Annotated in this window: 24 protein-coding genes and 1 tRNA gene; 8 read left to right on the top strand and 17 right to left on the bottom strand. The window is 67.3% G+C overall.

Translation table 11 applies throughout. The features are described from left to right. Positions 1 to 63: 63 nt before the first annotated feature. The 5 genes from BLW48_RS11575 to BLW48_RS11595 form a co-directional block, all read right to left on the bottom strand. Positions 64 to 1,248, bottom strand: coding sequence for an ABC transporter substrate-binding protein (locus tag BLW48_RS11575; RefSeq protein WP_093057063.1), 1,185 nt, complete (start codon positions 1,246 to 1,248; stop codon positions 64 to 66). Continuing rightward, a complete protein-coding gene (locus BLW48_RS11580) occupies positions 1,245 to 2,051 on the bottom strand; it encodes an alpha/beta fold hydrolase (protein WP_093174752.1) in 807 nt (268 codons plus the stop codon). The genes BLW48_RS11575 and BLW48_RS11580 overlap by 4 nt, the downstream gene beginning before the upstream one ends. After that, positions 2,048 to 3,595 carry a benzoate-CoA ligase family protein gene (locus BLW48_RS11585; protein ID WP_093174755.1) on the bottom strand — a complete coding sequence of 516 codons (1,548 nt, stop codon included), beginning with the start codon at positions 3,593 to 3,595 and terminating at the stop codon, positions 2,048 to 2,050. The genes BLW48_RS11580 and BLW48_RS11585 overlap by 4 nt, the downstream gene beginning before the upstream one ends. A 30-nt stretch (positions 3,596 to 3,625) precedes the next feature. Then, entirely contained in the window at positions 3,626 to 5,176 is a 1,551-nt protein-coding gene (locus tag BLW48_RS11590) for a 3,4-dehydroadipyl-CoA semialdehyde dehydrogenase (protein WP_093174757.1), read from the bottom strand. A gap of 123 nt (positions 5,177 to 5,299) precedes the next feature. After that, positions 5,300 to 5,791 (bottom strand): DUF4863 family protein, encoded by a 492-nt coding sequence (locus tag BLW48_RS11595; RefSeq protein ID WP_093057059.1) that lies wholly within the window; start codon positions 5,789 to 5,791, stop codon positions 5,300 to 5,302. 163 nt (positions 5,792 to 5,954) lie between these two features. Between BLW48_RS11595 and BLW48_RS11600 the strand changes: the two genes are divergently transcribed. The 5 genes from BLW48_RS11600 to BLW48_RS11620 all read left to right on the top strand — a co-directional run bounded on the left by BLW48_RS11600 (position 5,955) and on the right by BLW48_RS11620 (position 11,974). Beyond that, on the top strand, positions 5,955 to 6,908 hold the full coding sequence (locus BLW48_RS11600) for a helix-turn-helix transcriptional regulator (RefSeq protein ID WP_093174760.1): 954 nt from the start codon (positions 5,955 to 5,957) through the stop codon (positions 6,906 to 6,908). Between the two features lie 139 nt (positions 6,909 to 7,047). Beyond that, positions 7,048 to 8,724 carry a 2,3-epoxybenzoyl-CoA dihydrolase gene (gene boxC, locus BLW48_RS11605; RefSeq protein WP_093174762.1) on the top strand — a complete coding sequence of 559 codons (1,677 nt, stop codon included), beginning with the start codon at positions 7,048 to 7,050 and terminating at the stop codon, positions 8,722 to 8,724. Between the two features lie 31 nt (positions 8,725 to 8,755). Beyond that, positions 8,756 to 10,183: a benzoyl-CoA 2,3-epoxidase subunit BoxB gene (gene boxB, locus BLW48_RS11610; protein WP_093174765.1), complete on the top strand. Its 1,428-nt coding sequence runs from the start codon at positions 8,756 to 8,758 to the stop codon at positions 10,181 to 10,183. A gap of 50 nt (positions 10,184 to 10,233) precedes the next feature. Then, positions 10,234 to 11,520 carry a benzoyl-CoA 2,3-epoxidase subunit BoxA gene (gene boxA, locus BLW48_RS11615; RefSeq protein ID WP_093174946.1) on the top strand — a complete coding sequence of 429 codons (1,287 nt, stop codon included), beginning with the start codon at positions 10,234 to 10,236 and terminating at the stop codon, positions 11,518 to 11,520. 10 nt (positions 11,521 to 11,530) lie between these two features. Further along, on the top strand, positions 11,531 to 11,974 hold the full coding sequence (locus BLW48_RS11620) for a MaoC family dehydratase (RefSeq protein ID WP_093174767.1): 444 nt from the start codon (positions 11,531 to 11,533) through the stop codon (positions 11,972 to 11,974). Positions 11,975 to 12,039: 65 nt separating this feature from the next. Here the strand turns inward: BLW48_RS11620 and BLW48_RS11625 are convergent, their stop codons facing one another. The 3 genes from BLW48_RS11625 to BLW48_RS11635 form a co-directional block, all read right to left on the bottom strand. Continuing rightward, the gene (locus BLW48_RS11625; protein ID WP_093057054.1) at positions 12,040 to 12,519 is read right to left on the bottom strand and encodes an adhesin; all 480 of its coding nucleotides are present in this window, start codon (positions 12,517 to 12,519) and stop codon (positions 12,040 to 12,042) included. Between the two features lie 177 nt (positions 12,520 to 12,696). Continuing rightward, entirely contained in the window at positions 12,697 to 13,725 is a 1,029-nt protein-coding gene (locus BLW48_RS11630) for an alpha/beta hydrolase family protein (RefSeq protein WP_093174770.1), read from the bottom strand. A 107-nt stretch (positions 13,726 to 13,832) separates the two neighbouring features. Further along, the gene (locus tag BLW48_RS11635) at positions 13,833 to 14,927 is read right to left on the bottom strand and encodes an AraC family transcriptional regulator (RefSeq protein WP_093174772.1); all 1,095 of its coding nucleotides are present in this window, start codon (positions 14,925 to 14,927) and stop codon (positions 13,833 to 13,835) included. A 118-nt stretch (positions 14,928 to 15,045) separates the two neighbouring features. Here BLW48_RS11635 and BLW48_RS11640 point away from each other — a divergent pair, with 118 nt between their 5' ends. The 3 genes from BLW48_RS11640 (at position 15,046) to BLW48_RS11650 (ending at position 16,538) form a co-directional block, all read left to right on the top strand. Next, the gene (locus BLW48_RS11640; RefSeq protein ID WP_093057051.1) at positions 15,046 to 15,507 is read left to right on the top strand and encodes an RrF2 family transcriptional regulator; all 462 of its coding nucleotides are present in this window, start codon (positions 15,046 to 15,048) and stop codon (positions 15,505 to 15,507) included. After that, positions 15,497 to 16,399 carry an NAD(P)/FAD-dependent oxidoreductase gene (locus BLW48_RS11645; RefSeq protein WP_093174775.1) on the top strand — a complete coding sequence of 301 codons (903 nt, stop codon included), beginning with the start codon at positions 15,497 to 15,499 and terminating at the stop codon, positions 16,397 to 16,399. The genes BLW48_RS11640 and BLW48_RS11645 overlap by 11 nt, the downstream gene beginning before the upstream one ends. 63 nt (positions 16,400 to 16,462) lie before the next feature. After that, a tRNA-Gly gene (locus tag BLW48_RS11650) sits at positions 16,463 to 16,538 on the top strand. A 63-nt stretch (positions 16,539 to 16,601) separates the two neighbouring features. Here BLW48_RS11650 and BLW48_RS11655 read toward each other — a convergent pair. The 9 genes from BLW48_RS11655 to BLW48_RS11690 form a co-directional block, all read right to left on the bottom strand. Beyond that, entirely contained in the window at positions 16,602 to 17,642 is a 1,041-nt protein-coding gene (locus BLW48_RS11655; RefSeq protein WP_177142321.1) for an RNA ligase (ATP), read from the bottom strand. 100 nt (positions 17,643 to 17,742) lie between these two features. Beyond that, positions 17,743 to 17,883, bottom strand: coding sequence for a hypothetical protein (locus tag BLW48_RS35400; protein WP_177142322.1), 141 nt, complete (start codon positions 17,881 to 17,883; stop codon positions 17,743 to 17,745). Positions 17,884 to 17,983: 100 nt separating this feature from the next. After that, complete coding sequence (gene fahA, locus BLW48_RS11660; RefSeq protein ID WP_093174781.1) at positions 17,984 to 19,306, bottom strand: fumarylacetoacetase; 1,323 nt, start codon at positions 19,304 to 19,306, stop codon at positions 17,984 to 17,986. A gap of 13 nt (positions 19,307 to 19,319) precedes the next feature. Further along, a complete protein-coding gene (locus tag BLW48_RS11665) occupies positions 19,320 to 20,126 on the bottom strand; it encodes a cyclase family protein (RefSeq protein ID WP_093076564.1) in 807 nt (268 codons plus the stop codon). A gap of 68 nt (positions 20,127 to 20,194) precedes the next feature. Beyond that, complete coding sequence (locus BLW48_RS11670; RefSeq protein WP_093174783.1) at positions 20,195 to 20,986, bottom strand: ABC transporter permease; 792 nt, start codon at positions 20,984 to 20,986, stop codon at positions 20,195 to 20,197. Next, entirely contained in the window at positions 20,983 to 21,753 is a 771-nt protein-coding gene (locus BLW48_RS11675; RefSeq protein WP_093076568.1) for an ABC transporter permease, read from the bottom strand. Before BLW48_RS11675 ends, BLW48_RS11670 begins: the two co-directional genes overlap by 4 nt. Further along, positions 21,746 to 22,603, bottom strand: coding sequence for an ABC transporter ATP-binding protein (locus tag BLW48_RS11680; protein WP_093057044.1), 858 nt, complete (start codon positions 22,601 to 22,603; stop codon positions 21,746 to 21,748). Before BLW48_RS11680 ends, BLW48_RS11675 begins: the two co-directional genes overlap by 8 nt. After that, positions 22,600 to 23,544, bottom strand: a complete 945-nt coding sequence (locus BLW48_RS11685; protein WP_093174786.1) for an ABC transporter substrate-binding protein — start codon at positions 23,542 to 23,544, stop codon at positions 22,600 to 22,602. The genes BLW48_RS11680 and BLW48_RS11685 overlap by 4 nt, the downstream gene beginning before the upstream one ends. Beyond that, positions 23,541 to 24,287 carry a TetR/AcrR family transcriptional regulator gene (locus BLW48_RS11690; RefSeq protein ID WP_093174788.1) on the bottom strand — a complete coding sequence of 249 codons (747 nt, stop codon included), beginning with the start codon at positions 24,285 to 24,287 and terminating at the stop codon, positions 23,541 to 23,543. Before BLW48_RS11690 ends, BLW48_RS11685 begins: the two co-directional genes overlap by 4 nt. Positions 24,288 to 24,334 lie beyond the last annotated feature (47 nt).

Consider the following 24,334-nt stretch of genomic DNA (forward strand, 5'->3'; position numbering starts at 1 on the left):
GTCGCCCCCTGCAAGGGGGTTGGCGCAGCACACGAAGTGAGCGAAGCCTGGGGGTGAGCCTATTTACATCCTGCAGCCGCGGGCTGGGTCGGCCAGTCCCTTGATGGCCGTGCTCACCAGCTTGTTTTCCTTGCCCTCGACCTTGCGCAGGTAGATGTCCTGCACCGGGTTGTGCGACTTGCTCATCGTGAACGTGCCGCGCGGGCTGTCGATCCTGGCCTTCTCGATGGCGGCCGTGAACTCGGCCTTCTTGCCGATGTCGCCCTTGGTGGCGGCAAGGCCCACGCCCAGCATCTGCGCCGCGTCGTAGCCCTGCACGGCGTACACGTCGGGCTGCAGCTTGAAGGCCTTGGCATAGCCGACGCGGAAGGCGTTGTCGCGCGCGGTATTCAAGCCGTCGGCGTAGTGCAGCGTGGTCAGCATGCCTTGTGCCGATTCGCCCTGCGCATCGAGCGTGCCGTCGGTCAGGAAGCCGGGGCCGTACAGAGGAATGGTCTTGTTCAGGCCTGCGGCCTGGTAGTCCTTCACGAACTTCACCGCGCCGCCGCCCGCGAAGAAGGCGTACACCGCATCGGGCTTGGCCGCCGCGATCTCGGTCAGCAGCGCCTGGAACTCCACGTTGGGGAAGGGCAGCGTGAGCTGCTTGTCGACCTTGCCGCCGTTCTTCTCGAAGCCTTCCTTGAAGCCGTTGACCGACTCGTCGCCGGCAGCGTATTTCCAGGTGATGGTCATCGCCTTCTTCTTGCCCTGCTGCTTGGCCGCCACTTCGCCCATGGCGAAGGCCGGCTGCCAGTTGCTGAACGAGCTGCGGAAGATGTTGGGCGCGCACATCGGCCCGGTCACGGCGTCGGCGCCGGCATTCGGCACGATCAGCACGGTGCCGCTTTCCTTGGCGGCCTTGGCCATGGCCATAGCGACGCCCGAGTGCACGGTGCCGACGATCACGTCGACGTTGTCGCGCTTGATGAGCTTGTTGACGTTGTCGGTGGCCTTGGCGGGGTCGGACTCATCGTCGACCTTGAAGTATTCGATCTCGCGGCCGGCGAGCTTGCCGCCTTGCTCGTCGACGTAGAGCTTGAAGCCGTTCTCGATGGCCACGCCCAGGGCGGTGTAGGTGCCGCTGTAGGGCAGCATCAGGCCGACCTTGAGCTTGCCGGTGCCCTGGGCGCCGGCGGCCGAGGCCAGCGCGGCGAAAGCGATGGCCGTGAGGGCCAGTCGGGCTGTACGTACGGAGGTGGGAAGGGTCATGGTGTCTGTCTCCTGTTTTTGGTGATGAAAGAAGTGGCCGCGACGATGACACGATCCGGCTGATCGCGATGCGGGGAATGCCCGCATTCAGGGATTTCGAGCAGCTCGCAACCACTGACGCGCGCGGCGATGCCGCGGATCTGCGCGAGCGTGCCGTACTCGTCGTCGATGCCCTGCATGGCAAGCACGGGGCAGCGGATGGTGTCGAGCTCCGCCTCGATGTTCCAGTCGCGAAAGGGCGGGTGCAGCCAGATGCGGTTCCAGCCCCAGAAGGCGGAGTCGGCGCTGTCGTGATAGCGGCCGAGCTTCTTCGGCAGGTCGGTGCCCAGGTACGCGGTGCGGGCGATCTCGATGTTCGCGACGGTCTTGTCTTCCACGAAGATGTGCGGAGCGAGCACGACCAGGCCTTCGACTTTTTCGGGAAAGCGCGAGGCGTACAGCAGCGCGATCGAGCCGCCGTCGCTGTGGCCGAAGAGCCAGGGCTTTTCATCGCCGAGCCCCAGCGCGGCGAAGAGGGCGGGCAGCACTTCGTGCGCCTGGCGGTGCATGAAGTCGACGTCCCAGATGTCGCCTTCGGCGCGCGGGGTGGAGCGGCCGTAGCCGGGGCGCGAGAAGACCAGGCCTCGCGCGCTGGCGGCTTCGCAGACTTGTGCGGGGAAGTCCTTCCACATGGCGACGGAGCCGAGGCCTTCGTGCAGGAACACGATGAGCGGAGCGTCGGTGCGCTCGGGGGCGATCCACTGGCACTCGATGCGCACAGTGCGGCCGCGCCAGTCGATGGCGGCGAAGTCGGGCGTGCTCATGCCTGCTTCTCGCGCTCGCGCAGCCTGAAGCGCTGGATCTTGCCGGTCGCCGTCTTCGGCAGCTCGCTCACGAACTCCAGGAAGCGCGGGTATTTATATGGCGCGAGGCGTTCCTTGACGAAGGCCTTCAGCTCTTCCTCGGTTGCCGCGCTGCCGTCTTTCAGCACCACGAAGGCCTTGGTCTTGGTCAACCCTTCGGCGTCTTCCTTGCCGATGACTGCCGCTTCGAGCACGGCCGGGTGCTGCATCAGCGTGGCCTCGACCTCGAAGGGCGACACGTAGATGCCGCTGACCTTGAGCATGTCGTCGCTGCGGCCGGCGTAGGTGAAGTAGCCGTCGGCGTCGCGCGTGTACTTGTCGCCGCTCTTGGTCCAGCCGCCCTGGAAGGTCTCGCGCGACTTCTCGCGGTTGGCCCAGTACATCAGGGCCGAGCTGGGGCCGCGGATGTAGAGGTCGCCCACTTCGCCGTCGGGCACCGGGCGGCCGTCTTCGCCGCGCAGCTCGACCTCGTAGCCGTCCACCGGCTTGCCGGTGGTTCCGTAGCGGATGTCGCCGGGGCGGTTGGAGATGAAGATGTGCAGCATCTCGGTCGAGCCGATGCCGTCGATGATTTCGCAGCCGAAGTGCGCCTTGAAGCGCTGAGCGATCTCGCCCGGCAAGGCTTCACCGGCCGATGAGCACATGCGCAGCGCCACCGCTTCGCGCGCAGGCAGCTTGGGCGATGCGAGCATGCCCGCGAAGCCCGTGGGCGCACCGAAGAACACGGTGGGCTTGTGCTCCACCCAGCGGCGGAAGGTGGCGTCGGGCGTGGGCCGCTCGGCCATCAGCACCACGGTGGCGCCGACCGACAGCGGGAAGGTCAGCGCATTGCCGAGGCCGTAGGCGAAGTACATCTTGGCGGCCGAGAAGCACACGTCGTTCTCGGTGAGGTCGAGCACAGGCTTGCCATAGAGCTCGGCCGTCCACCACAGGTTGGCGTGCGTGTGCACAGTGCCCTTGGGCTTGCCGGTGGAGCCGGAGGAGTACAGCCAGAAACCCGGGTCATCGGAAGCGGTTGTCACGGGCGACGCCAGGGGCTCGACGGTGGCGAGCGCGGCATTGAATTCCTTCGCGCCATCGGGCAGGGCGCCCGTGGGCTGCGACACGAACAGCGTGTGCACTTCATGGCCGCCGCGCGCCATCGCCTCCTGCAGCGTGGGCAGCAGCGCGCCCGACACCAGCACCGCCTGCGCGCGGCTGTGGTCGAGCATGTAGGCGTAGTCGTCGGGCGTGAGCAGCGTGTTGACAGCGACTGGCACGACGCCGGCATAGAGGCTGCCGAGAAAGCTCACGGGCCAGTCGTTGCCATCGAGCATCAGCAGCAGCACGCGCTCTTCGCGCCGGATGCCTGCGGCCTTCAGCGCGGCGGCCAGGCGGCGCGCGCGGTCTTCGAGCTGGCCGTAGCTCAGCGTGCCGCGGTCATCGATGTAGGCGGTGCGTTCGGCGCGGCCGCGGTTGAGGGCGAACAGATGCTCGGCGAAGTTGAATCGTGTGGGCAGGGTCATGGTCTTGTCTCCTTCGGCCGTGTTCTTGTTCTAGAGGCCGAGCGCGGCGATGACGCCGGGGCTCGCCTGCACCGCGCTGCGGCGGTGATAGAAATCGAGCGCTCGCAGCCCGCCGAGCTCTGCACCGCCGCCCGCGCGGCCGGGGCCGCCATGCAGCGACATCGGCATCACGTTGCCGTGGCCGGTATGGGCCTGTGCCACTTCGGGGGTGATGACGTGCACGCGGCCGTGGCTGGGCGCGACCGACAGCGCGGCTTGCGCCAGAGCTGCGTCGTCGCTGCCATATAGAGAGGTGACGAGCGAGCCCTGGCCGCGGTGCGCCAGCGCGATGCCGTGCGCGAGGTCGCGGTAGGGCAGCAGCGTGGCCACGGGGCCGAACACTTCCACGTCGTGCACGCGCTGCGCCGCATCGGCGTCACGCGCGCCAAGCAGCACGGGGCCGATGCAGGCGGCGATGTTCGGGTCGGCGTCGATCAGCGGCTTGTTGCGGCCATCGTGCAGCACAGTTGTTTGCGCGGCCAGTGCGTCGAGGCCTTCGCGCACTGCGTTCAACTGCGCGCGGCTCACGAGCGAACCCATGCGCACGCTCTCGTTGCGCGGATTGCCGACGGTGATGCCCGCGAGCTTGGCGCCGATGGCTTCGGCCGCCGCGTCGTACACCTCGGCTGGCACCAGGATGCGGCGGATGGCCGTGCATTTCTGGCCCGACTTCACCGTCATCTCGCGCACCACTTCACGCACGAGCAGGTTGAAGGCCTCGCTACCGGGTGCGGCGCCGGGCAGCAGCAGGGCGCTGTTAAGGCTGTCGGCCTCGATGTTCACGCGCACAGAGCGCTCGGCCACGGCGGGGTGCGAGCGGATCACTGCGGCCGTCTCGGCCGAACCGGTGAACGAGGCCACGTCGAAGGGCTGCAGCGCGTCCATCAAACCGGCCGAGCTGCCGCAGACGATGGAGAGCGCGCCAGCGGGCAGCACGCCTGCATCGACCACGTCCTTCACCATGCGCTGCGTGAGCCAGGCGGTGGCCGTGGCGGGCTTCACGATCACGGGCACGCCCGACAGCAGCGCGGGCGCAGCCTTTTCCCACAAGCCCCAGGAGGGGAAGTTGAAGGCGTTGATGAACAACGCCACGCCGTGTGTTGGCACCTGCAGGTGCTGCGACTGGAACACCGGTTCCTTGCCGAGCTTCACGGCTTCGCCGTCGCGCAGCGCGCGAACGTCGCCCAGTGCGTCGCCCCATTTCGCGTATTGGCCGATCGTGAAGATCGCGCCGTCGATGTCGACGGCCGAGTCGTTCTTCACCGTGCCGGAATTGGCGGTGGCGATCTCGTAGTACGCGTCGCGGTTGGCTTGCAGCACCTTCACGACGGCTGCGAGCAAGGCGGCGCGCTGGCGGTAGGTGAGGGCGCGCAGCGCCTGGCCGCCCTGTTCGCGTGCAAAGGCAAAGGCCGCGGGCAGGTCGAGGCCGGTGGCATCGACGCGCGCGAGCTCGGTGCCCAGCACCGGGTCGAACAGGGGCGTACCGGCGCCCGATCCGCTTTGCCAGCGGCCGGCGACGTAGTTGGAAAGGAGCTCGGTCATTCGATGGGTCTCAACGTGGGCAGGTTCGGGGAACACCGCGGAACCGGCTTTGCCGGGCCGCTGGTGTTGCCCCCGGCGAGGGGGTTGGCGGCCACACGAAGTGGGCAAGCCTGGGGGAGTGCTTCATACGGTGAACTTGATCTGCCCTTCGGGCAGCAGATACAGGACGAGCGCGCGGCCACTGGCCACGGTCGGGCGGTGCGCGGTGCCGGGCCCGTAGACGCACCAGCCCGCGGGCCGTCCGTCGAAGGTGGCGGCGCTGTCGTCGAGCGGCATGATCAGGTCGATCTCGCCGTTCGGATGCGTGTGGTGCGGGCCGGCGATGTCCTTCATGTCGACCACGTCGACCGAGAAGCGGTGCAGCGCGTCTTCGGCCTTGAAGACGCGGCCGTACCTGATGCCGCCGCCTTCGCGTTCGCAGAGCCAGCCTTCGGCGACGCCGCCGATGCAGGCCTGGCGCAGTTGTTCGAAGCTGGCGCTGCCCGCGCCGTGGGTGGCGTTGAGCCACTGGTCGAGCGTGCCGTCGAGCGGCCTGCCGGCAATCTCGGCGGTCAGGCCGGCGATCAGCTGGTGAAATGCTTCCTTGCCGGTGGCGGGAGTGCTGCTGTCGGACATCGTGGGGCCTCGAACTTTGGAACTACCTTGCAGGATCACTGCGCGTGCAGTATCTTGCGTGTGGCCGAACAATAAGCATCGAGACAATGAGTGTCAAGCAATATAGTGCATCTATGGTGTTTACCCTGAGCGCGCACAATCCCGGCGAAGAACGAGGAATTGCATGAATGAGCATGTAGACGCGGGGCTGGCCGCCGCGCTGGAAAGCGGCAACGGCAGCAACGGTGCCCAGGGTCACGCCGTCGCCGGGGAGGCGAAGAATCCGCTGCTGGTGGCGCTGGGCGACCGCGTGCGCAACCTGCGCGCGCAGCGCGGCCTCACGCGCAAGGCGGTGGCTATTTCGGCCGACGTGTCGGAGCGCCACCTGGCGAATCTTGAATACGGCATCGGCAACGCGTCGATCCTGGTGCTGCAGCAGGTGGCCGGTGCGCTGCACTGCTCGCTGGCCGAACTGGTGGGTGACGTCACGACCAGCTCGCCCGAGTGGCTGCTGATCCGCGAACTGCTCGAGCACCGCAGCGAAGCCGACCTGCGCCGCGTGCGCGTGGCGCTCGGCGAGCTGCTGGGCACCGCCTCGGTCGACCCGGCGCGGCACCGGCGCATCGCCCTCGTGGGGCTGCGCGGCGCGGGCAAGTCGACGCTGGGGCAGATGCTGGCCGAAGACCTGGAGCTGCCCTTCATCGAGCTGAGCCGCGAGATCGAGAAGCTCGCCGGCTGCAGCGTGCGCGAGATCCACGACCTGTACGGCACCAACGCCTACCGTCGCTACGAGCGCCGCGCGCTCGAGGAGGCTGTGCAGATCTACAGCGAGGTGGTCATCGCCACGCCCGGCGGCATCGTGTCAGACCCGGCCACCTTCAACGAACTGCTCGCGCACTGCACCACTGTGTGGCTGCAGGCCGCGCCCGAGGAGCACATGGGTCGTGTGGCCGCGCAGGGCGACACCCGCCCGATGGCCGCCAGCAAGGAAGCGATGGAAGACCTACGCCGCATCCTGAACGGCCGGGCCGCCTTTTATTCGAAGGCCGATCTGTCGGTGGATACGAGCGGCAAGACCTTGTCGCAGAGCTTCCAGGCCTTGCGCTCCGTCGCCCGCCAGTCCATGGGACTGGTCTAGGCGCCTGAAATCTGAAAAAAAGTGCACTAGGCATTGACTTGCCTATTTGCATGCAGCATGATGCATGTCATCGGAGCAAGAAAGTGCACTATCTTTCCTGTTCACGGTTTCCGAACACTGCCCCACAGGAGACTTCCGCATGACCGACACCACCACGCTCCAGGCGCCCCCGCGCGTCGACTACCGCACCGAACCCGGACAGTACCGCCACTGGTCGCTGAGCTTCGACGGTGCCATCGCGCGCCTCGTGCTCGACATTGCGGAAGACGGCGGCATCCGCCCCGGCTACAAGTTGAAGCTCAACAGCTACGACCTGGGCGTGGACATCGAGCTGAACGACGCGCTCAACCGCGTGCGCTTCGAGCACCCCGAAGTGCGCAGCGTGATCGTCACCAGCGGCAAGGACCGCATCTTCTGCTCGGGCGCCAACATCTTCATGCTCGGCGTCTCGGGCCATGCGTGGAAGGTCAACTTCTGCAAGTTCACCAACGAGACGCGCAACGGCATCGAAGACTCCTCGAAGCATTCGGGCCTGAAGTTCCTCGCGGCCGTGAATGGTGCCTGCGCGGGCGGCGGCTACGAACTGGCACTGGCTTGCGACGAGATTTTGCTGGTGGACGACCGCTCCTCCGCCGTGTCGCTGCCCGAAGTGCCGCTGCTCGGCGTGCTGCCCGGCACCGGCGGCCTGACCCGCGTGACCGACAAGCGCCACGTGCGCCATGACCTCGCCGACATCTTCTGTACCAGCGTCGAAGGCGTACGCGGCCAGCGCGCGGTCGACTGGCGTCTGGTCGATGCCGTGGCCAAGCCCGCGCAGTTCGCCGCTGCGGTGCAAGACCGTGCTTCGCAGCTCGCCGCAGGCAGCGACCGCCCCGCCAGCGGCAAGGGCGTGGCCCTGACCCGCCTCGAGCGCACCGACAGCGCCGACGGCATCGCCTATTCGCACGTCAACGTGCAGATCGACCGCAGCAAGCGCACCGCCACGATCACCGTCAAGGCCCCCACCGGCACGCAGCCGGCGGACATCGCCGCCATCGAGGCCGCAGGCGCCGCCTGGTGGCCGCTCGCGATGTGCCGCGAACTCGACGACGCCATCCTCAACCTGCGCACCAACGAACTCGACACCGGCACCTGGCTGCTCAAGACCGAAGGCGATGCCGCCGCCGTGCTCGCATCCGACGCCGTGATGCTTGCCAACAAGGACCACTGGCTGGTGCGCGAAACCATCGGTGCGCTGCGTCGCACGCTGGCACGCCTCGATGTTTCTTCGCGCAGCCTGTTCGCGCTGGTCGAAGCCGGCTCGTGCTTTGCCGGCACGCTGGCCGAGCTGGCCTTCGCCGCCGACCGCACGTACATGCTCGCGCTGCCCGACGATGCCGACCGCGCACCCAAGCTCACGCTCGACGAGTTCAACTTCGGCTTCTTCCCGATGGTGAACGACCAGAGCCGCCTGCAGCGCCGCTTCTATGAAGAGGCCGCGCCGCTCGAAGCCGCGCGCGCCGCCGCAGGCAAGGCGCTCGACGCCGACGAAGCGCTGAAGCTCGGCCTGGTCACCGCCGCACCCGACGACATCGACTGGGACGACGAGATCCGCATCGTCATCGAGGAGCGCGCCGCCATGTCGCCCGACGCGCTCACCGGCCTCGAGGCCAACCTGCGCTTCGCGAGCAAGGAAAACATGGCCACCCGCATCTTCGGCCGGCTCACCGCCTGGCAGAACTGGATCTTCAACCGCCCCAACGCCGTCGGCGAAAAGGGTGCGCTCAAGGTCTACGGCACCGGCGAAAAGGCCGGCTTCGACATGAACCGCGTTTGAGCTGACAGTCCGCACAACCCAAGGAACAACGATGAGCACGATCAACTACAGCGAGAAGATCCCCAACAACGTCAACCTCGGCGAAGACCGCACGCTGCAGCGCGCGCTCGAAGGCTGGCAGCCCAACTTCATCAACTGGTGGGACGACGTGGGCCCCGAAGGCTCCACCAACCACGAGGTGTACCTGCGCACGGCCGTGAGCGTCGACCCGCAGGGCTGGGCCCAGTTCGGCCACGTGAAGATGCGCGACTACCGCTGGGGCATCTTCCTGAACCCGGGCGACGCCAACCGCGAAGTTCACTTCGGCGACCACAAGGGCGAGAAGGCCTGGCAGGACGTGCCCGGCGAACACCGCGCCAACCTGCGCCGCATCATCGTGACGCAGGGCGACACCGAGCCCGCATCGGTCGAGCAGCAGCGCCACCTGGGCCTCACGGCGCCAAGCATGTACGACCTGCGCAACCTGTTCCAGATCAATGTGGAAGAAGGCCGCCACCTGTGGGCGATGGTCTATCTGCTGCACAAGCACTTCGGCCGCGACGGGCGCGAGGAAGCAGAGGCGCTCTTGCAGCGCACCTCGGGCGACGAGAACAACCCGCGCATCCTGGGTGCGTTCAACGAGCGCACGCCCGACTGGCTCGCGTTCTTCATGTTCACGTACTTCACCGACCGAGACGGCAAGTTCCAGCTTTCGGCGCTGGCCGAAAGCGCGTTCGATCCGCTGGCGCGCACCACGAAGTTCATGCTGACCGAGGAAGCGCACCACATGTTCGTGGGCGAAAGCGGCGTGTCGCGCGTCATCGCGCGCACCGCTCAGGTGATGAACGAGCTGAAGACCGATGACGCGCAGAAGGTGCGCGCCGCGGGCTGCATCGACCTGGGCACCATCCAGCGCTACCTGAACTTCCACTACAGCGTGACCATCGACCTGTTCGGCGCCGACCAGTCGAGCAACGCCGCCATCTTCTACAGCTCGGGCCTGAAGGGCCGCTACGAAGAAGGCAAGCGCACGGACGATCACATCCTCAAGGGCCAGACCTACAAGGTGCTGGAAGTGAAGGAAGGCCAGCTCGTCGAGAAAGACGTGCCGATGCTCAATGCACTGAACGAAGTGCTGCGCGACGACTTCATCAAGGACTCGGTGGCCGGCGTCGGCCGCTGGAACAAGGTGCTGGAAAAGGCCGGCATCCCGACCCGCCTGGTGGTGCCGCACAAGGCCTTCAACCGCCAGATCGGCGCGCTCGCCGGCATCAAGATGTCGCCGGAAGGCCGCGTGGTGAACGAAGTCGAATGGGCCGCCAAGCGCGACGAATGGCTGCCGAGCGCCGAAGACTTTGCTTTCGTGGCATCGTTGATGGGGCGCGTGGTGGAGCCGGGCAAGTTCGCAGGCTGGATCTCGCCGCCGGTGATGGGCATCAATCGCCAGCCCGTGGACTTCGAATACGTGCGTTTCGGCTGAGCGCCTGGATATGAATCCCTCGTCCCCACGGCGAGGGGATGGAGAACAACATGGACATGGCCGTTGAAGCCGGGGTCATCAAGCAGCACCTGATCGACCCCGAGATCTGCATCCGCTGCAACACTTGCGAGGCCACCTGCCCCGTCAACGCGATCACGCACGACGACAACAACTACGTCGTGCGAGCCGACGTCTGCAACGGCTGCATGGCCTGCATCTCGCCGTGCCCGACGGGCTCGATCGACAACTGGCGCACGATGCCGCTGGTGCGCGCGTACACGATCGAGGAACAGCTAACCTGGGAATCGCTGCCCGCCGAGCTCTCACCCGAAGAGCTGGAAGCGGCCGGCGTGTCTGCCGAAGCCGCTGGCGATGCTGCCGCGCCTGAGCAAACCCAGGCGCAAGCCCAGGCTGCAGTCGAATCCGTCGAGCCGGCCTTCAACTCCGCGCAGTACGGCGCCACCGTGCCGCCTTGGTCGGCCGCGCACGCCTACACCAATCTCTTTCCGCCGAAGACGCCGACCACCGCCACCGTTGTGGGCAACTTCAACTGCACCGAGGCCGGCTTCGACAGCGAGACGCACCACATCGTGCTCGACTTCGGCGTGTTGCCGTTCCCGGTGCTCGAAGGCCAGTCGATCGGCATCGTGCCTCCGGGCATTGATGCCATCGGCAAGCGCCACCATGCGCGCCAGTACTCGGTGGCCAGCCCGCGCAACGGCGAGCGGCCCGGCTACAACAACGTCTCGCTCACCGTGAAGCGCGTGACCGAAGACCACGAAGGCGAGCCGGTGCGCGGCGTGTGCTCCAACTACGTGTGCGACCTGAAGGTGGGCGACACGGTGCAGGTGGTGGGGCCCTTCGGCGCGTCGTTCCTGATGCCGAACCACCCCAGGTCGCACATCGTGATGATCTGCACCGGCACCGGCAGCGCGCCGATGCGCGCCATGACCGAATGGCGCCGCCGGCTGCGCAAGAGCGGCAAGTTCGAAGGCGGCAAGCTGATGCTGTTCTTCGGCGCCCGCACGCAGCAGGAGCTGCCGTACTTCGGTCCGCTGCAGTCGCTGCCCAAGGACTTCATCGACATCAACCTCGCGTTCTCGCGCACGCCGGGGCAACCCAAGCGCTACGTGCAGGACCTGATGCGCGAACGCGCCGCCGACCTGGCCGCACTGCTGAAAGACGGCAGCAGCCACTTCTACGTGTGCGGCCTCAAGAGCATGGAAGAGGGCGTGGTGCTCGCACTGCGCGACGTGGCGAAGGAAGCGGGGCTCGACTGGGACTCCGTCGGCGCTGCCCTGAAGCGCGAAGGCCGCCTGCACCTCGAAACGTACTAAGCTGCGGCGGATGAAGTTCGCCGACTTCCATGCGGGCCAGGTCATCGAGGCCGGCCCTTACGTGCTTGCCGAAGCCGAGCTCCTGCAGTTCGCGCGGGCCTACGACCCGCAGTGGTTTCACACCGATGCCGATGCGGCTGCCGACAGCCCCTTCGGCGGGCTGATCGCCAGCGGCTGGCACACGTGCTCCATCGCGATGCGGCTGGTGGTCGGCGCGGCGCTCGCCGGCTCCGAGTCTTTTGCGTCGCCGGGGCTCGAGCATGTGCGCTGGCCCAACCCCGTGCGGCCCGGCGACGCGCTGCGACTGGTGGCAGACGTGATCGAGGTGCGCCGCTCCGAGAAGCGCCCCACGCTCGGCATCCTGCGCTGGCGCTGGCGGCTCTTCAACCAGCGCGAGCTGGTGGTGCTCGACGCGGAAGTCACCAGCCTGTTCAAGCTCAAGTTGGCTGACTGAGGCTTCATCAATAAGAAAGCCCGCAACGCGGGCGCTGCGGGCTTTCTTCGGCTTGGCCGCCGGGGTTACTGCTGTTTGATGTCGACAGCGCCCGAGCCTTGGGCCTTGGCGCGAGCCTTTGCGCCGGCGTTTGCCGGCTTCACGGTACCGGCGGTCGAGCCCACGGCGCCGGTTGCGCCATTCAGCGTGCTGCCAGCGGTGTTCGCTACGCCGCCCACTGCATTGGTGGCGCCGCCGACAGCGCCGGTGGCACCACCCAGCACGCCACCGACGGCATTGCCAACGCCGCCTGTCGAGTTGCCGGCCGCGTCGGTGGCGGTAGTGCCGGCATTCGTGCGGGCGCCTGCGGCCGCACCGGTGCGTGCACCGGCGCCTGCTGCGGCTCCGCCCTGTGGGGAGCCGGTGCCGGCGGCGCCCGAAGTGTTCACGTCTGCATTGACTCCCACGCCGACCCCGACGCCTTGCGCCTGGGCTGCGCCGCCGACGGCCAGGAGGCCTGCGAGCAGGGCGCCGAGGAAGATGCGGTTGTGTTGCTGTTGCTTCATGGGTGACTGTTCCTTTCGTAGCATGGTCACGATTTCAAGAACCGACCGAGGTTCGATCGATTCGGGTGCAACCATGGCCGGGCCGCCATCTGTCGCCATGTGCGCGACAGTCGCCCACACGTGTGGGAATCGGCTGTCGGCGAAATCAGAGGCTCGTACGTTAGTCCCCGGCCCGCATCAAGGCAGCAGATGCGTGCTGAAGAATGCTGTTGTCTTGCGGTTCACGTCTGGTAACACGCCGCTGCGGTCGAAGCCAGACGGGTCGTTGAGCATGTCGCCGATCAGCCCGGTGAGTCCCGGCGGCAGCGGCGACAGCAGCGAACCGTGCCCGGCGGTGGGCATGTCGGCAATCAGTTCGCAGCGCGGCAGGCAGGCCGCCAGCACCCGGTCGCTGTGAAAGCGCGGGATCAGCCAGCGGTCTTGCCGGGCGGTGATGAGCCCCAGCGGCACGCGCGGGTCGGCCAGCGAGGCCATGTCGAAATCGGCTGATGAAGGCACGGCCGCCGCGATGGCGGCGATGCGCGGGTCGGTGTGCTCGCGCGGGGTGGCGTCGTCGAAGCGATGGCGGATGACCCACAGCGCGGCCCATTTCTTCAGGCCATCGAAAGGCCCGCCCGTCAGCCGCATGATCAGGCCGACACAGGACTGGAAGTCGTCCACCAGGTTCGCCTCGCAATGCTGTTTGAACCCGGCCGGCGACCAGCGCCCGCCCGCGAGGCTCAGCGCCGTATGCCCGCCGGCCGACATGCCGTACATGCCGACCTTGTCGAGCTGCAGCAGCGGCGCGAAGAGCGGGTCGCGCGCCACTGCGTCGATGGCGCGCGACACCTCGGCCGGGCGCATCGACCAGCTGTCGGGGCCAGGGTTGCTGTCGTCCTTGTAGTTGTCGGCCTTGTGCTCGGGCATGGCGACGATGAAGCCGGCTTCGACCAGACTGCGTGCCAGGTCCACGTGCACCCATGGCGCGCCGCCGGAGCCGTGCGAGACGACGACCAGCCGTCCATTGCCGCGCACCGGTGCGCCCTGCGCCGCCATGTCGAGCGTGAAGCGGGCGCGCCGGGTCGGCTGGGCCGCATCGGTGGACGGGTAGAACACCGTGACTGGCCCGTCGTCAGCCGTGGCAGGAAGCTCCGCCATGCCCATTGAGGCTTGCGCCCATCCGGACCACAGGGCCAGCAGGAAGATGAAATGGAAACGTCGTCGCATCGAACTCCTTGTCATCGGAGGCCCATGCCCCCGGCGACCCGGACGATGCAGCAGCGTGCCGGCCGCGTCTTGCCGAAAGCCGCAAACGCGGTTTTCGGCAAGAGATTTCAGGATTCGGCCAGCTTCTGCTTGCGGAATTCGGTGGGCGTGAGGCCGGTGACGGCCTTGAACGCGCGGTTGAACGGGCCGATGGACTGGAAGCCCGCGGTCAACGCGATGGTCAGCACCGGCAGCTCGCGCTTCGAGGAGTCGGCCAGCGCCGCCGTTGCCTCGGCCAACCGGAAGCCGTTGACGAAGGCGTTGAAATTGCGATGGCCCAGCCGCTGGTTGATGAGGCGGCGCAGGCGGTATTCGGGCACTGAGAGCCGTGCGGCGAGGGCGGCGATGCTCAGGTCTTCGCTGCGATAGGCGTGATCGACCGCCATGGCGTGTTGCAGGGATTCGGCGAGGCGGTCTTCGGCGGGGTCGGGGGCCGGGGGGGCGACAGGGGGCGGTTCGACCGTTGGGATAGGCGCATCCGGAACCACCGCGGCCGGAAACAGCTCCGACCCCGCCAGCCGCACCATCCGCCAAGCCACCACCGCCACGATCAGCAGCAGCATCGCCACATCAGCCGTCGCCGACAGGCTGGACAACTGCCCGTGCGGCGAGGCCAGCCGGACGACCAGCATCCCGACGCTGTAGCCGACGCCCGTCACCACGATGAACACGCGCAGCCGGCGCCGCCCCTCCACCAGATCCGCCCGCCATTGCGAGGCTGCCGCCATCGCGGCCAGCACCGCGAACACCAGTGGCACGGCGCGCTGAATTCCCATCGTCACCGGTGCGAGCACCGAGGCGCTGCCCGCCACCACCGCGCAGTTGAGCGCGGCCACCGCGGCCACCAAGAGCCACGAGGCGACGTGCACGGGCCGCGGCCTGAAGTCATCGTTGAACAGCGCCTGCACGAACACCCAGAACAGCACAGCATTGCCGACCGCCACGGCGACGAACGGCGACTGCCACACGCGCGGCACGAGCGATTCGAAGGCCGGCGCGGAGCCGATGACCTGGATGCACAGGCCCAGCGTCAGCAGCACGCCGGCGCGCGCGACCGGCAGGCGAGGGCGGTCGCGGCCGAGGACCAGCGCGAGCACGAGCAGCAAGGCCAGCAGCACGCCGCGCAGGGCGGCGTCGAGCAGGGTTGTCGGGGCGGGCGTCATGGTGGGGTTGGTGCGGCCGGCCCGATTCTCACCTCAGTGTCGTGACAACCGACGGGCGTTCCGGCCCCGCAAGACCCTTCGGCACGCCATGACAAACATATGCAACTCATAATGTTGCATGAAACGAGACAGCAAGCTTTCAGCCGTTCTCCACGTGCTCCTGCACATGGCCGAGATGAACGACCCCGTCACTTCCGAGTCGCTCGCGGCTGCGATGCACACCAACCCGGTCGTCGTTCGCCGCCTCATGGCCGGCCTGCGGCAGGCGGGGTTCGTCAGCTCGGCCAAGGGCCACGGCGGCGGCTGGGTGCTGTCGTGTTCGCTGGCGGCGGTGACGCTGGGCGACATCCACAACGCCGTCGGCGCGCCCGCGCTGCTGGCCATGGGCAATCGCACCGAGAGCCCGGGCTGCATCGTCGAGCAGGCCGTGAACGCGGCGCTCGACGGAGCGTGCGACGAGGCCGAGGCACTGCTGCTCAGGCGTTTCAACAGCATCACGCTGGCCGATCTTTCCAGGGACTTCCACCGCCGCATGACGGGCGGCGGCTTCACATCGAAGGACATTGAACATGCGCTATGACGCTCTGATCGTGGGCGGCAGCTTTGCCGGCCTCTCCGCTGCCATGCAGCTGGCGCGCGCGCGAAGGAGCGTGTGCGTCGTTGATGCGGGTGCGCCGCGCAACCGCTTTGCCGCGGCGTCGCACGGTTTCTTCGGGCAGGACGGCGTGCCGCCCTTGAAGATGATTGCCGACGCGCGCGACAAGCTGCTTGCGTATCCGTCCGTCAAGTTCGTCAGCGGCAGTGCGGTGGCCGCGAGCTCCGATGGCGCCGAGGGGTTTACGGTGTCCCTGAACAACGGCGAGCAGGTTCAGACCCGCAAGCTGCTCCTGGCGTACGGCATTCAGGACGGCCTGCCCGGCATCGCCGGCATCGGCGAGCGCTGGGGCAAGAGCGTATTGCACTGCCCCTATTGCCACGGCTACGAGTTCAGCGGGCGCCCGCTGGGCGTGCTGTTCCACAGCGGGCATCCGCCGGACCATTCGCTGCTGATCAACGAGTGGGGCCCGACCACGGTCTTCCTGAATGGCGGCGATGGACCTGATGCCGAGACGCGCGCGAAGCTGCAGTCGCGCGGCGTGGCCATCGAGCCGGGGCGCATCGTTGGCCTGGAAGGCGCGGCGCCTCAGCTTGCCGGCGTGCGCATCGACGATGGCAGGCTCGTGCCGATCGAGGCGCTGTACGTGGTGCCGCACACGCGTCCGTCCAGCCCGCTGGCCGAACAGCTCGGCTGCGCCTTCGACGACGGCCCCTTCGGCCCGGTGCTGCGCGTCGATGGCATGAAGATGACGACGGTGCCCGACGTCTACGCGGCGGGCGACCTCTCGATGAAATTCACCAATGCCACGCTGGCCTCGGCGGACGGCCTGATGGCCGGCGTGTCGCTGCATCGGTCGCTGGTGTTCGACGCTTGAATGAACTTTTTTCCCGGATCCGGGAAAAGTGGCTCAAGATCACCCTATAATCCGAGGCTTCACGCGGGAATAGCTCAGTTGGTAGAGCGCAACCTTGCCAAGGTTGAGGTCGAGAGTTCGAGACTCTTTTCCCGCTCCACATTGCAGAAAAAAGGCCACCTCATCGGGTGGCCTTTTTTCGTTGGGCAACTGCCCTGCTTGCTCAGCGGTCCGAGTGCTTCAGCAGGTAGCTGTTCGAGATCGCCTTGAACGACAGCCCGCCGTCCAGCCGCTTGAACACCACCCCCTCGCGCGAGGTGCCCGGGTTCAGCGACGGCCCTTCGGCATACGCCAGCACCTCGGCCATCGATCCGTCGAAGCGGTCGAGCGTGCTCACTTCGAGCAGCGGCACGGTGCGCACCCCCGCTCCCAACACGCGCAGCGCGTCGACGATGGCGTTGCGCTCATCCATCCCGCAGTGGCTGCCGCGGTCGATGTCGAACACATCGAAAACGTGGAACTGCTGACCGCGCAGCTTCTCCGGGTTGCCCTGGATGCCCTCGCCGATGATCTCGCCCTGCAGCGCTACATTGCGGCCCAGCGTCGCGAGCGCTTCCAGCAGGCGGTTTTCCCGCGCCACGCGCCACAGGCTGTTGCCCGGGGTTTCACGCAGTTGCCAGTTGCGCCCGCACACGCCGAGTGCTCCCGCGTTGTGGAACGCGGTCATGCTCGATCCGTCGAGCTTGACCGTGACCTCGAACGCAAGCCCGTCGTTTGCCGCAAGCACCTCCGGCAGGTTCTGGATGCGCTCCTGGTCGGTCTTGGCAATGAAGGACGGAAATGGGCCCTCCACCTCGCCCGACAGGCAGGCCGGGATCACCGGCTCCCATTTGCCGATGCCGAACAGCTCGGCCCAATCGCGCTGGCGCAGTGCCGGATCGGCCAGCGCGAGCGCGTCGATTTCCGCGAACTGCGACAGCGGCAGGATCAGCCCCTGGGAGATCTGGCCGCGCAGCTTCATCGTGCGCAGCCGCACGCCGCGTTGTTCGTTCCAGGTGATCGCGGCCTTCTCCAGGAAGGCGAAGCGTGGATCGTCGAGCGGCAGGAACGCGTCGATCTCGAAGAAGACGCAGCGGTCGCCGACGGCGAACTCCCCCTTCTTGATGACGACGGTCCAGCCTTCGACGATGGCGCATTCGATGGCATCGGCCCCGGGGATGGGGCGGATGGCGTCGACGGTGCGGACGGTGACGAGTTTGCGCATGGTTGTTTTCTCCCTGTGGTTGATGGTGACGCAAAAGAAAAGAGGCCCGGAACCATTCGGTGTCCGGGCCTCCTTGAAAAGAGTGCTGAAGAGATGCGCGCTATGCGCCGACTCCTCCCGGTGATGCGTGATAGCCCGCTTGCTGCAGGCCGATCGCATGGCCCATGCCGCACACGAACGCACGGCCCGATGTCGGGCTCGCGTTGTCGATGACGTTGGCAACGACCAGTGCTGCGTTCACGAAGAGGCTTCCGGGTGGCGGTTGTGGGTGTGTTCCGTTGTCGGATCGACGCGAGCAAATTCGCGAAGGAGGCGGACTGTAAATAATGTTTACGGCGGCGTCAACCCCTGGCCGCCAACACCGTCCCCCGGCTCTCCCCAAACCCGATGCGCGCATGCCCCGGCTTCTCGCACCAGCCGCGCAGCAGCACCGCATCGCCGTCTTCCAGAAAACCGCGCTGTTCGCCATTGGTCAGCGTCACCGGGCTTTGCGCGGCGCGCGTCAGTTCGATGATTGCGCCGGCTTCACCTGCACCGGGCCCGGAGATCGTGCCGCTGCCGAACAGGTCGCCCGGGTTCAGGCTGCAACCGCCCATCGTGTGGTGCGTCACCATCTGCGCGACGCTCCAGTACTGGTGCCTGAAGCTCGTGGACGACAGGCGCGACGGTCCGGTCTTCTCCTTGCGCGCCTTCTCGCTTTCGAGCCAGACCTCCAGGCGGATGTCGAGCGCACCGCTCTCGCGATTCTTCGCGTTCTCCAGGTACGCGAGCGGTTGGGGCTCGCTCGTTGGCCGCGTCCACGCCTGCCGGTAGGGCGCAAGCGCTTCCATCGTCACGATCCACGGCGAGATCGTGGTTGCGAAGTTCTTCGCGAGGAAGGGGCCGAGCGGCGCCATCTCCCAGAACTGGATGTCGCGCGCAGACCAGTCGTTGAGCAGGCAGATGCCGAAGATGTGTTCTTCCGCATGTTCGAGCGCAATGGGCTCGCCCTGCGCATTGCCCCTGCCGATCCACACGCCAAGCTCCAGCTCGTAGTCGAGCCGCGCGCAGGCCTGATACGTCGGCGCCTTCGCGCCCGGCGCCATCGCCTGCCCCATCGGCCGGCGGAAGCGTTGGCCGCTCACGCCGATGGTCGACACGCGCCCGTGGTACGCGGTCGGAATCCAGCGGAAGTTGGGCGTCACGTCGCCATCCGGATTCATCAGGCGGCTGATGTTCAGCGCATGGTCGATCGAGGTGTAGAAGTCGGTGTAGTCGCCGATGCGTGCAGGCACCGTGTATTCGACTTCGGCCTGCGGCACCAGGCATTCGCGCACGGCCTGCACCGTGGCGACGGGTGCGTCGTTCTTCAGCAGGTCGAAGAGCGCGTGCCGCAGCGCCTTCCACGCGGCGCCGCCGAGCGCGAAGAAGTCGTTCAGCGCGGGCAGCGCGGCCGCTCGCGCCGCATCGAGTGCAAGACCGTCGAGCTGTTGCTGGGCGGCCAGCGCCGCAAGGTCCAGCACCTGGTCGCCGATGGCGACGCCGCCGCGAAACGCCTCGCTGCTGCCCGCGCGGCGAAACACCGCATGCGGCAGGTTCTGGATCGGAAAGTCGCTGTCCGCTGCATTGGCCGATTCGACCCAGCTGCGCGCGTTGGCGTCGTGCGTGTGGTTGAGTGCGCTCATGGTGAAGAGGCCCTCACACCGAAGCCATCAGCGCGTCGTCGAAGATCGCGACCGCGCGCGTCCACCCCGCCGACGCGCCGCGGATCTTGTGCGGAAAGCAGCTGATGAAGAAGCCCGTGGGTGGTAGCACCTCGAGGTTGTGCAGCTTCTCGATGTGGCAGTAGCCGATGTCGCGGCCAGCCTTGTGGCCTTCCCAGATCAGCGAGGCGTCATGCGTCTCGCCGTACTTCTTCGCGGTGTGCACGAAGGGCGCGTCCCAGCTCCATGCGTCGGTGCCGGTGAGGCGCACGCCGCGCTCGAGCAGGTACATCGTCGCCTCGTAGCCCATGCCCGCGCCGGCCGACACGTAGTCGGGGTTGCCGTAGCGCGAGCCGGCGCGCGTGTTGACCACCACGATCTCCAGCGGACTCAGCGTGTGGCCGATGCGCTTCAACTCGGCCTCGACGTCGTCGGCCGTCACCACGTAGCCGTCGGCGAAGTGGCGAAAGTCGAGCTTCACGCCCGGCTGGAAGCACCATTCGAGCGGCACGTCATGGATCGCGATGGCGGGCTTCTTCTCGCCCAGCGCCTTGTCCATGGTCGAGTGGAAGTGATAGGGCGCATCGAGGTGCGTGCCGTTGTGCGTCGACAGCTGCACCAGCTCCACCGCCCAGCCTTCGCCGTCGGGCAGGTCTTCGCGCTGAAGGCCGGGAAAGAAGGGCTCGATCTGCTCGTAGGTCTGCTCGTGCGTGAAGTACTGGATCTTCGGTGCGAAGGCCGGCGGGTCGGAGAGCACGTCGTTTTCGAGAAAGATCGAGAGGTCGACGAATTTGCGTGGCATGGCGGGGCTCCTTGTGGGGTGTTCGTGTTGGAAGAAAAGGAAAGAGAGGGAAAGAGAAGAGGAAGGAATCAGGGCTGCTGCCAGCGCAGCAGGCGTTTCTCGGCAAAGGCCAGCAGCGCGTTGCTCGCGAAGCCGATGAGCCCGAGCAGCACGATGCCGGCGAACAGGTCGCTCGCGCGAAAGGCGCGCGCGGCCAGCAGAATGGCCTGGCCCAGGCCGCTTTGCGAGGCGATCATTTCGCCCACCACCGCGACGATCAGCGCAATGGTCAGCGCGAGCCGCATGCCGGCCAGGATGTCGGGCATTGCATTGGGCAGGCCCATCTTCCAGATGTACGCCGCGCGCGACATCTGCAGGCAGCGCGCCACTTCCGACAGGCGCGGCTCCACCGCCGCGAAGCCGTGCACCGTGGCCAGCAGCACCGGCCACATCGCGCCGAAGGCGACCACGAAGAGCACCATGCCGGGGTTCAGCCCGAAGATCGAAATCGCCAGCGGCAGCAGCGCCGAGGCGGGCAGGGGGCGAATGAACTCCAGCGTCGGCTGCACCCACGCACGCACCGAGGGCGACACGCCGATGGCCGCGCCCAGCAGCACGCCGAAGAGCGAAGCGAGCAGCCAGCCCTCGATCATCCGGCCCACAGTGGCCTGCGTGAAACCGAGCAGTTCGCCGTTGCCGCCTTCGCCGGAGAGGTTGAGTCCTTCGAGCAGGCTGGAGAAGGTAGCCTGCGGCGTCGGCAGGAACACGCGGCTGACCCAGCCCGCGTTGCTCGCGACCCACCACAGCGCGATCAGCGCGAGCAACACGCCCAGCGAGCCGAGCCAGTTCAGACCGGTGCGATCGTTGTTGTTGCCGCTCATGACGGCACCCCCATGCGCCGCGACACCACGCGCTGCAACAGCAGCATGCCCGCATTGACCGCAAAGCCCACCACCCCGATCCAGCCCAGCCAGGCGAGCATCAGCGCGGGGTCGAAGCTCTGCTGCGCGATCATCATCGCGTAGCCCATGCCATTCGGGTTGGCGGCGATCTCCACCGTCACGGCCACCACCAGCGCCACCGCCACGCCCAGCCGCAGCGCGACGAACAGGCGCGGCACGATGGCCGGCAGCACGATCTTGAAGGCCCGCTCACGCGCCGACAGGCCCAGCACGCGGCTGACTTCGAGCAGCCGTGGCTCGATCTGCTGCACCGCCGACTGCACCAGCACCAGCAGCGGCCAGAAGGTGGCAAACGCCACGATGGCCAGTTCCATGCGCACGCCGAAGCCGAAGGTCAGCATCGCGAGCGGAATCAGCGCGACCGAAGGCACCGGGCGCAGCACCTCGATGGAGACGGAGCCGAGCTGCGCCGCGCGGCGCGAGAGTCCGAGCACCAGGCCCAATGCGATGCCGAGCACAGCGCCCAGCAGCAAACCAAGTGCCGCGGTGCCGAGCGTGAAGCCGGTGGCCTGCCAGAGCGAGCCGTCCATGGCCGCGCCGACGAAAGCCTTGGCTGCCGCACTCGGTGGCGCGAGCGCATCGCTGCCCAGCGCGGCTGCACGTCGCGCGTACCACTCGAAGGCTCCGACGAGCACCACCGGAAACACCCACGGCCGCAGCCAGCGGAAGAGGCGGTTCTCAGTCATGGCCCTGCTCGATGAAGGCGAACAGTTCACGCCGCAACTGCAGGTACTCAGGATGCTCCTTCGTCGTAAGCTGGTCGCGCGGCCGGGGGATCTTCACGTCGATCATCCGCGCGAGGCTCGGCCGCCCCGGCCCTGGGTTGGCCTGCAACGCGATCACGCGGTCACCAAGGTAGATGGCCTCTTCCAGGTCGTGCGTGACGAACAGCACTGTGAGCCCGTCGTCACGCACCAGTCGCGCGAGCTCGTCCTGCAGGCTTTGCCGCGTGAGCGCGTCGAGCGCGCCGAAGGGCTCGTCCATCATCATCAGCTCGGGCTTCTGCGCGAGGCAGCGCGCAATCTGCGCACGCTGCTGCATGCCGCCCGATAGCTGCACCGGAAACTTCTGCGCATGCTTCGCGAGGCCGACCTTGCCGAGCACGTCGGCGATGCGCGGCGCGCGTTCGGCGGCGGGCACGCCAGCCGCCTCCAGCGCAAGGCTCACATTGCCTTCCACCGTGCGCCACGGCAGCAGCGCGCGGCCGTAGTCCTGGAACACGAAAGCGACTTCGCGCGAAGGCTCGGTCATCTTCACGCCGTTGCGCCGCACCTCGCCCGCGCTCGCGGTGACGAGCCCGCTGGCCGCGCGCAGCAGCGTGGTCTTGCCGCAGCCGCTGGGGCCGACGATGCAGACGAACTCGCCGCGCGCCACGTCGAACGAGGTGGGCGACAGAATCTCGCGCCCGCCGAGGCGGATGGTCACGCCGTCGAAGCGCAGGAAGGGAGTGGCTTGCATCGTGGGGCTGGCCGGCGAATGAAAGGCGCTCGCCGACAGCGCGGCGCGTGCGGTGATGGGGGCAGGTGCTGAGATCACTTCGCCACCAGCTTCGCAACGTCGATGCTCGTCTTGAGCATGTCCTGCTCTTTCATCAGCCCGGTCCAGTAGGCGAGCTGCTTTTCCGTCACCACGGGGCCGGGCGGCGAGATCTGCACCTTGGCCAGCACTTCGGGCGGCAGCTTGATGTACTTGCCGATGGCCGCGCGCACCTTGGCGTCGTTCTTCGGCTGCTGCATGAACCCACCCGACTCGACCAGTGCTTCGCGAAAGGCGCGCGCCGCCGCGGGATTCTTCGCCACCCACTCGCGCTTGGCCGCATGCACGATGGTCTGGTTGTTCTCGGGCAGGAAGGTCGAGTAGTACGAAGCCACGTAGCCCGCGCCGCTCTCGGTGATGCGGCTCATGAACGGATCGGCCGACACCACTGCATCGACCGAGCCGCCGCGCAGCAGGTCGGCATGCTGCGGGAATGCGGCCTCGATGAAGTTGACCTTGCGGTAGTCCACGCCGCTGTCTTTCAGCCATGCGCGGAAGGTCACGTGCAGGAAGGCGCCGAGGCCCGGCACGCCGATCTTCTTGCCAATGCAGTCTTGCGGACCCTTGATGCCCGAGCCCGCGCGCGCCACCAGGCCGAAGCCGGTGATGGTCTTCGAGGTGAGGCCGCCGCCGGCCACCAGCACCAGGTCGAGCCCGCCATCCACCGCCTGCAGGAACACCGAGGGCGTGGGCCCGCCGATCTGCAGCGAGTCGGACTGCAGCGCCGCCGGGATCGTCGAGTTCAGCGGGATGAACTTGAGCTCGACCTCGAGATTGCGCTTCTTGAAGTAGCCCTCTTCGGCCGCCACGAAGACCGAGGCGAAGTCGGTCACGGCCGTGTAGCCGAACACGATCTTCGGGTTGGACTGGGCGCGCGAAGGCAGCGCGGCGGTGACCGATGCTGCGGCAAGCGCCGACAGCAGGGTGCGTCGTTTCATCATGGCTTTTGTCTCCTGGAGATGGTCTTGTTCGTGCGTGGGGTCTTGGGCCGCGGCAGCGCGGCGCGCAGGCCGCCCACGATGAAGCTCACCAGCATCGGCGCCACGGCCGGGTCGGCGCGCGTGTTCTCGCCGCGCGAGAGCCGTTCGATGCGGCTGTCGTTCAGGTGGTGCAGCAGCGAGCCCAGCGCGAACTGATAGCCCCAGGCCGCCTGGCTGCGCGTGGCATGCGGCAGCGCGACGTGCAGTGCATCGATGTACGCCTCGGCCAGCGGGTCGAAGTAGGCGCGCAGCACGCGGTCGGCTTCCTCGGTGGCGTGGTACAGCTCGCGCGCGACCAGCAGCGCGTAGTACTCGCCCTCTGAACTTGCGCGCAGCGCCAGCACGGGCGCGGTGAAGGCTTCGATGATGCGCGGCAGCGTGCGCGCGTCGTCGGGGTCGATGTTCACAGCGGCCAGCCCCGCGAGCCGCGCCTCGATGGAGTGGCCCCAGTGCTCGAAGATCGCGTGAAACAGCTCGTGCTTCTGGCCGTAGTAGTAGCCCACCAGCGCCAGCGGCACGCCGGCCTCCTCGGCGATCTGGCGGATCGTCACCACGTGGTAGCCGTGCTGCGCAAAAAGCTTCTCGGCCGCCAGCAGGATCGCCTGCTTGCGGTCGGGCCGCGCAGTCGCGATGGCGACTGCGGCGGGGGAAGGCGTCGCAGCGCGCGAGGTGCTGCGCCTTGCGGCAGGTGTGCGGGTGCTCATGAAGGCGTATTGAACGCTTGTACAAAAACATTGAACACACGTACAAA

This window comes from Variovorax sp. YR266, from assembly GCF_900107295.1.
Taxonomy (GTDB): domain Bacteria; phylum Pseudomonadota; class Gammaproteobacteria; order Burkholderiales; family Burkholderiaceae_C; genus Variovorax.

Excerpts from the sequence above, each read along its gene's own strand:
- BLW48_RS11630 (WP_093174770.1), bottom strand. The coding sequence starts at position 13,725 with ATGCGACGACGTTTCCATTTCATCTTCCTGCTGGCCCTGTGGTCCGGA.
- BLW48_RS11675 (WP_093076568.1), bottom strand. The coding sequence starts at position 21,753 with ATGACTGAGAACCGCCTCTTCCGCTGGCTGCGGCCGTGGGTGTTTCCG.
- BLW48_RS11665 (WP_093076564.1), bottom strand. The coding sequence starts at position 20,126 with ATGCCACGCAAATTCGTCGACCTCTCGATCTTTCTCGAAAACGACGTG.
- boxA (WP_093174946.1), top strand. The coding sequence starts at position 10,234 with ATGGACATGGCCGTTGAAGCCGGGGTCATCAAGCAGCACCTGATCGAC.
- BLW48_RS11600 (WP_093174760.1), top strand. The coding sequence starts at position 5,955 with ATGAATGAGCATGTAGACGCGGGGCTGGCCGCCGCGCTGGAAAGCGGC.
- BLW48_RS11635 (WP_093174772.1), bottom strand. The coding sequence starts at position 14,927 with ATGACGCCCGCCCCGACAACCCTGCTCGACGCCGCCCTGCGCGGCGTG.
- BLW48_RS11585 (WP_093174755.1), bottom strand. The coding sequence starts at position 3,595 with ATGACCCTGCCCACACGATTCAACTTCGCCGAGCATCTGTTCGCCCTC.
- BLW48_RS11655 (WP_177142321.1), bottom strand. The coding sequence starts at position 17,642 with ATGCGCAAACTCGTCACCGTCCGCACCGTCGACGCCATCCGCCCCATC.
- BLW48_RS11690 (WP_093174788.1), bottom strand. The coding sequence starts at position 24,287 with ATGAGCACCCGCACACCTGCCGCAAGGCGCAGCACCTCGCGCGCTGCG.
- BLW48_RS11670 (WP_093174783.1), bottom strand. The coding sequence starts at position 20,986 with ATGAGCGGCAACAACAACGATCGCACCGGTCTGAACTGGCTCGGCTCG.
- BLW48_RS11580 (WP_093174752.1), bottom strand. The coding sequence starts at position 2,051 with ATGAGCACGCCCGACTTCGCCGCCATCGACTGGCGCGGCCGCACTGTG.
- BLW48_RS11590 (WP_093174757.1), bottom strand. The coding sequence starts at position 5,176 with ATGACCGAGCTCCTTTCCAACTACGTCGCCGGCCGCTGGCAAAGCGGA.
- boxC (WP_093174762.1), top strand. The coding sequence starts at position 7,048 with ATGACCGACACCACCACGCTCCAGGCGCCCCCGCGCGTCGACTACCGC.
- BLW48_RS11625 (WP_093057054.1), bottom strand. The coding sequence starts at position 12,519 with ATGAAGCAACAGCAACACAACCGCATCTTCCTCGGCGCCCTGCTCGCA.
- BLW48_RS11620 (WP_093174767.1), top strand. The coding sequence starts at position 11,531 with ATGAAGTTCGCCGACTTCCATGCGGGCCAGGTCATCGAGGCCGGCCCT.
- BLW48_RS11640 (WP_093057051.1), top strand. The coding sequence starts at position 15,046 with ATGAAACGAGACAGCAAGCTTTCAGCCGTTCTCCACGTGCTCCTGCAC.
- BLW48_RS11595 (WP_093057059.1), bottom strand. The coding sequence starts at position 5,791 with ATGTCCGACAGCAGCACTCCCGCCACCGGCAAGGAAGCATTTCACCAG.
- BLW48_RS11575 (WP_093057063.1), bottom strand. The coding sequence starts at position 1,248 with ATGACCCTTCCCACCTCCGTACGTACAGCCCGACTGGCCCTCACGGCC.
- BLW48_RS11645 (WP_093174775.1), top strand. The coding sequence starts at position 15,497 with ATGCGCTATGACGCTCTGATCGTGGGCGGCAGCTTTGCCGGCCTCTCC.
- boxB (WP_093174765.1), top strand. The coding sequence starts at position 8,756 with ATGAGCACGATCAACTACAGCGAGAAGATCCCCAACAACGTCAACCTC.
- BLW48_RS11685 (WP_093174786.1), bottom strand. The coding sequence starts at position 23,544 with ATGATGAAACGACGCACCCTGCTGTCGGCGCTTGCCGCAGCATCGGTC.
- fahA (WP_093174781.1), bottom strand. The coding sequence starts at position 19,306 with ATGAGCGCACTCAACCACACGCACGACGCCAACGCGCGCAGCTGGGTC.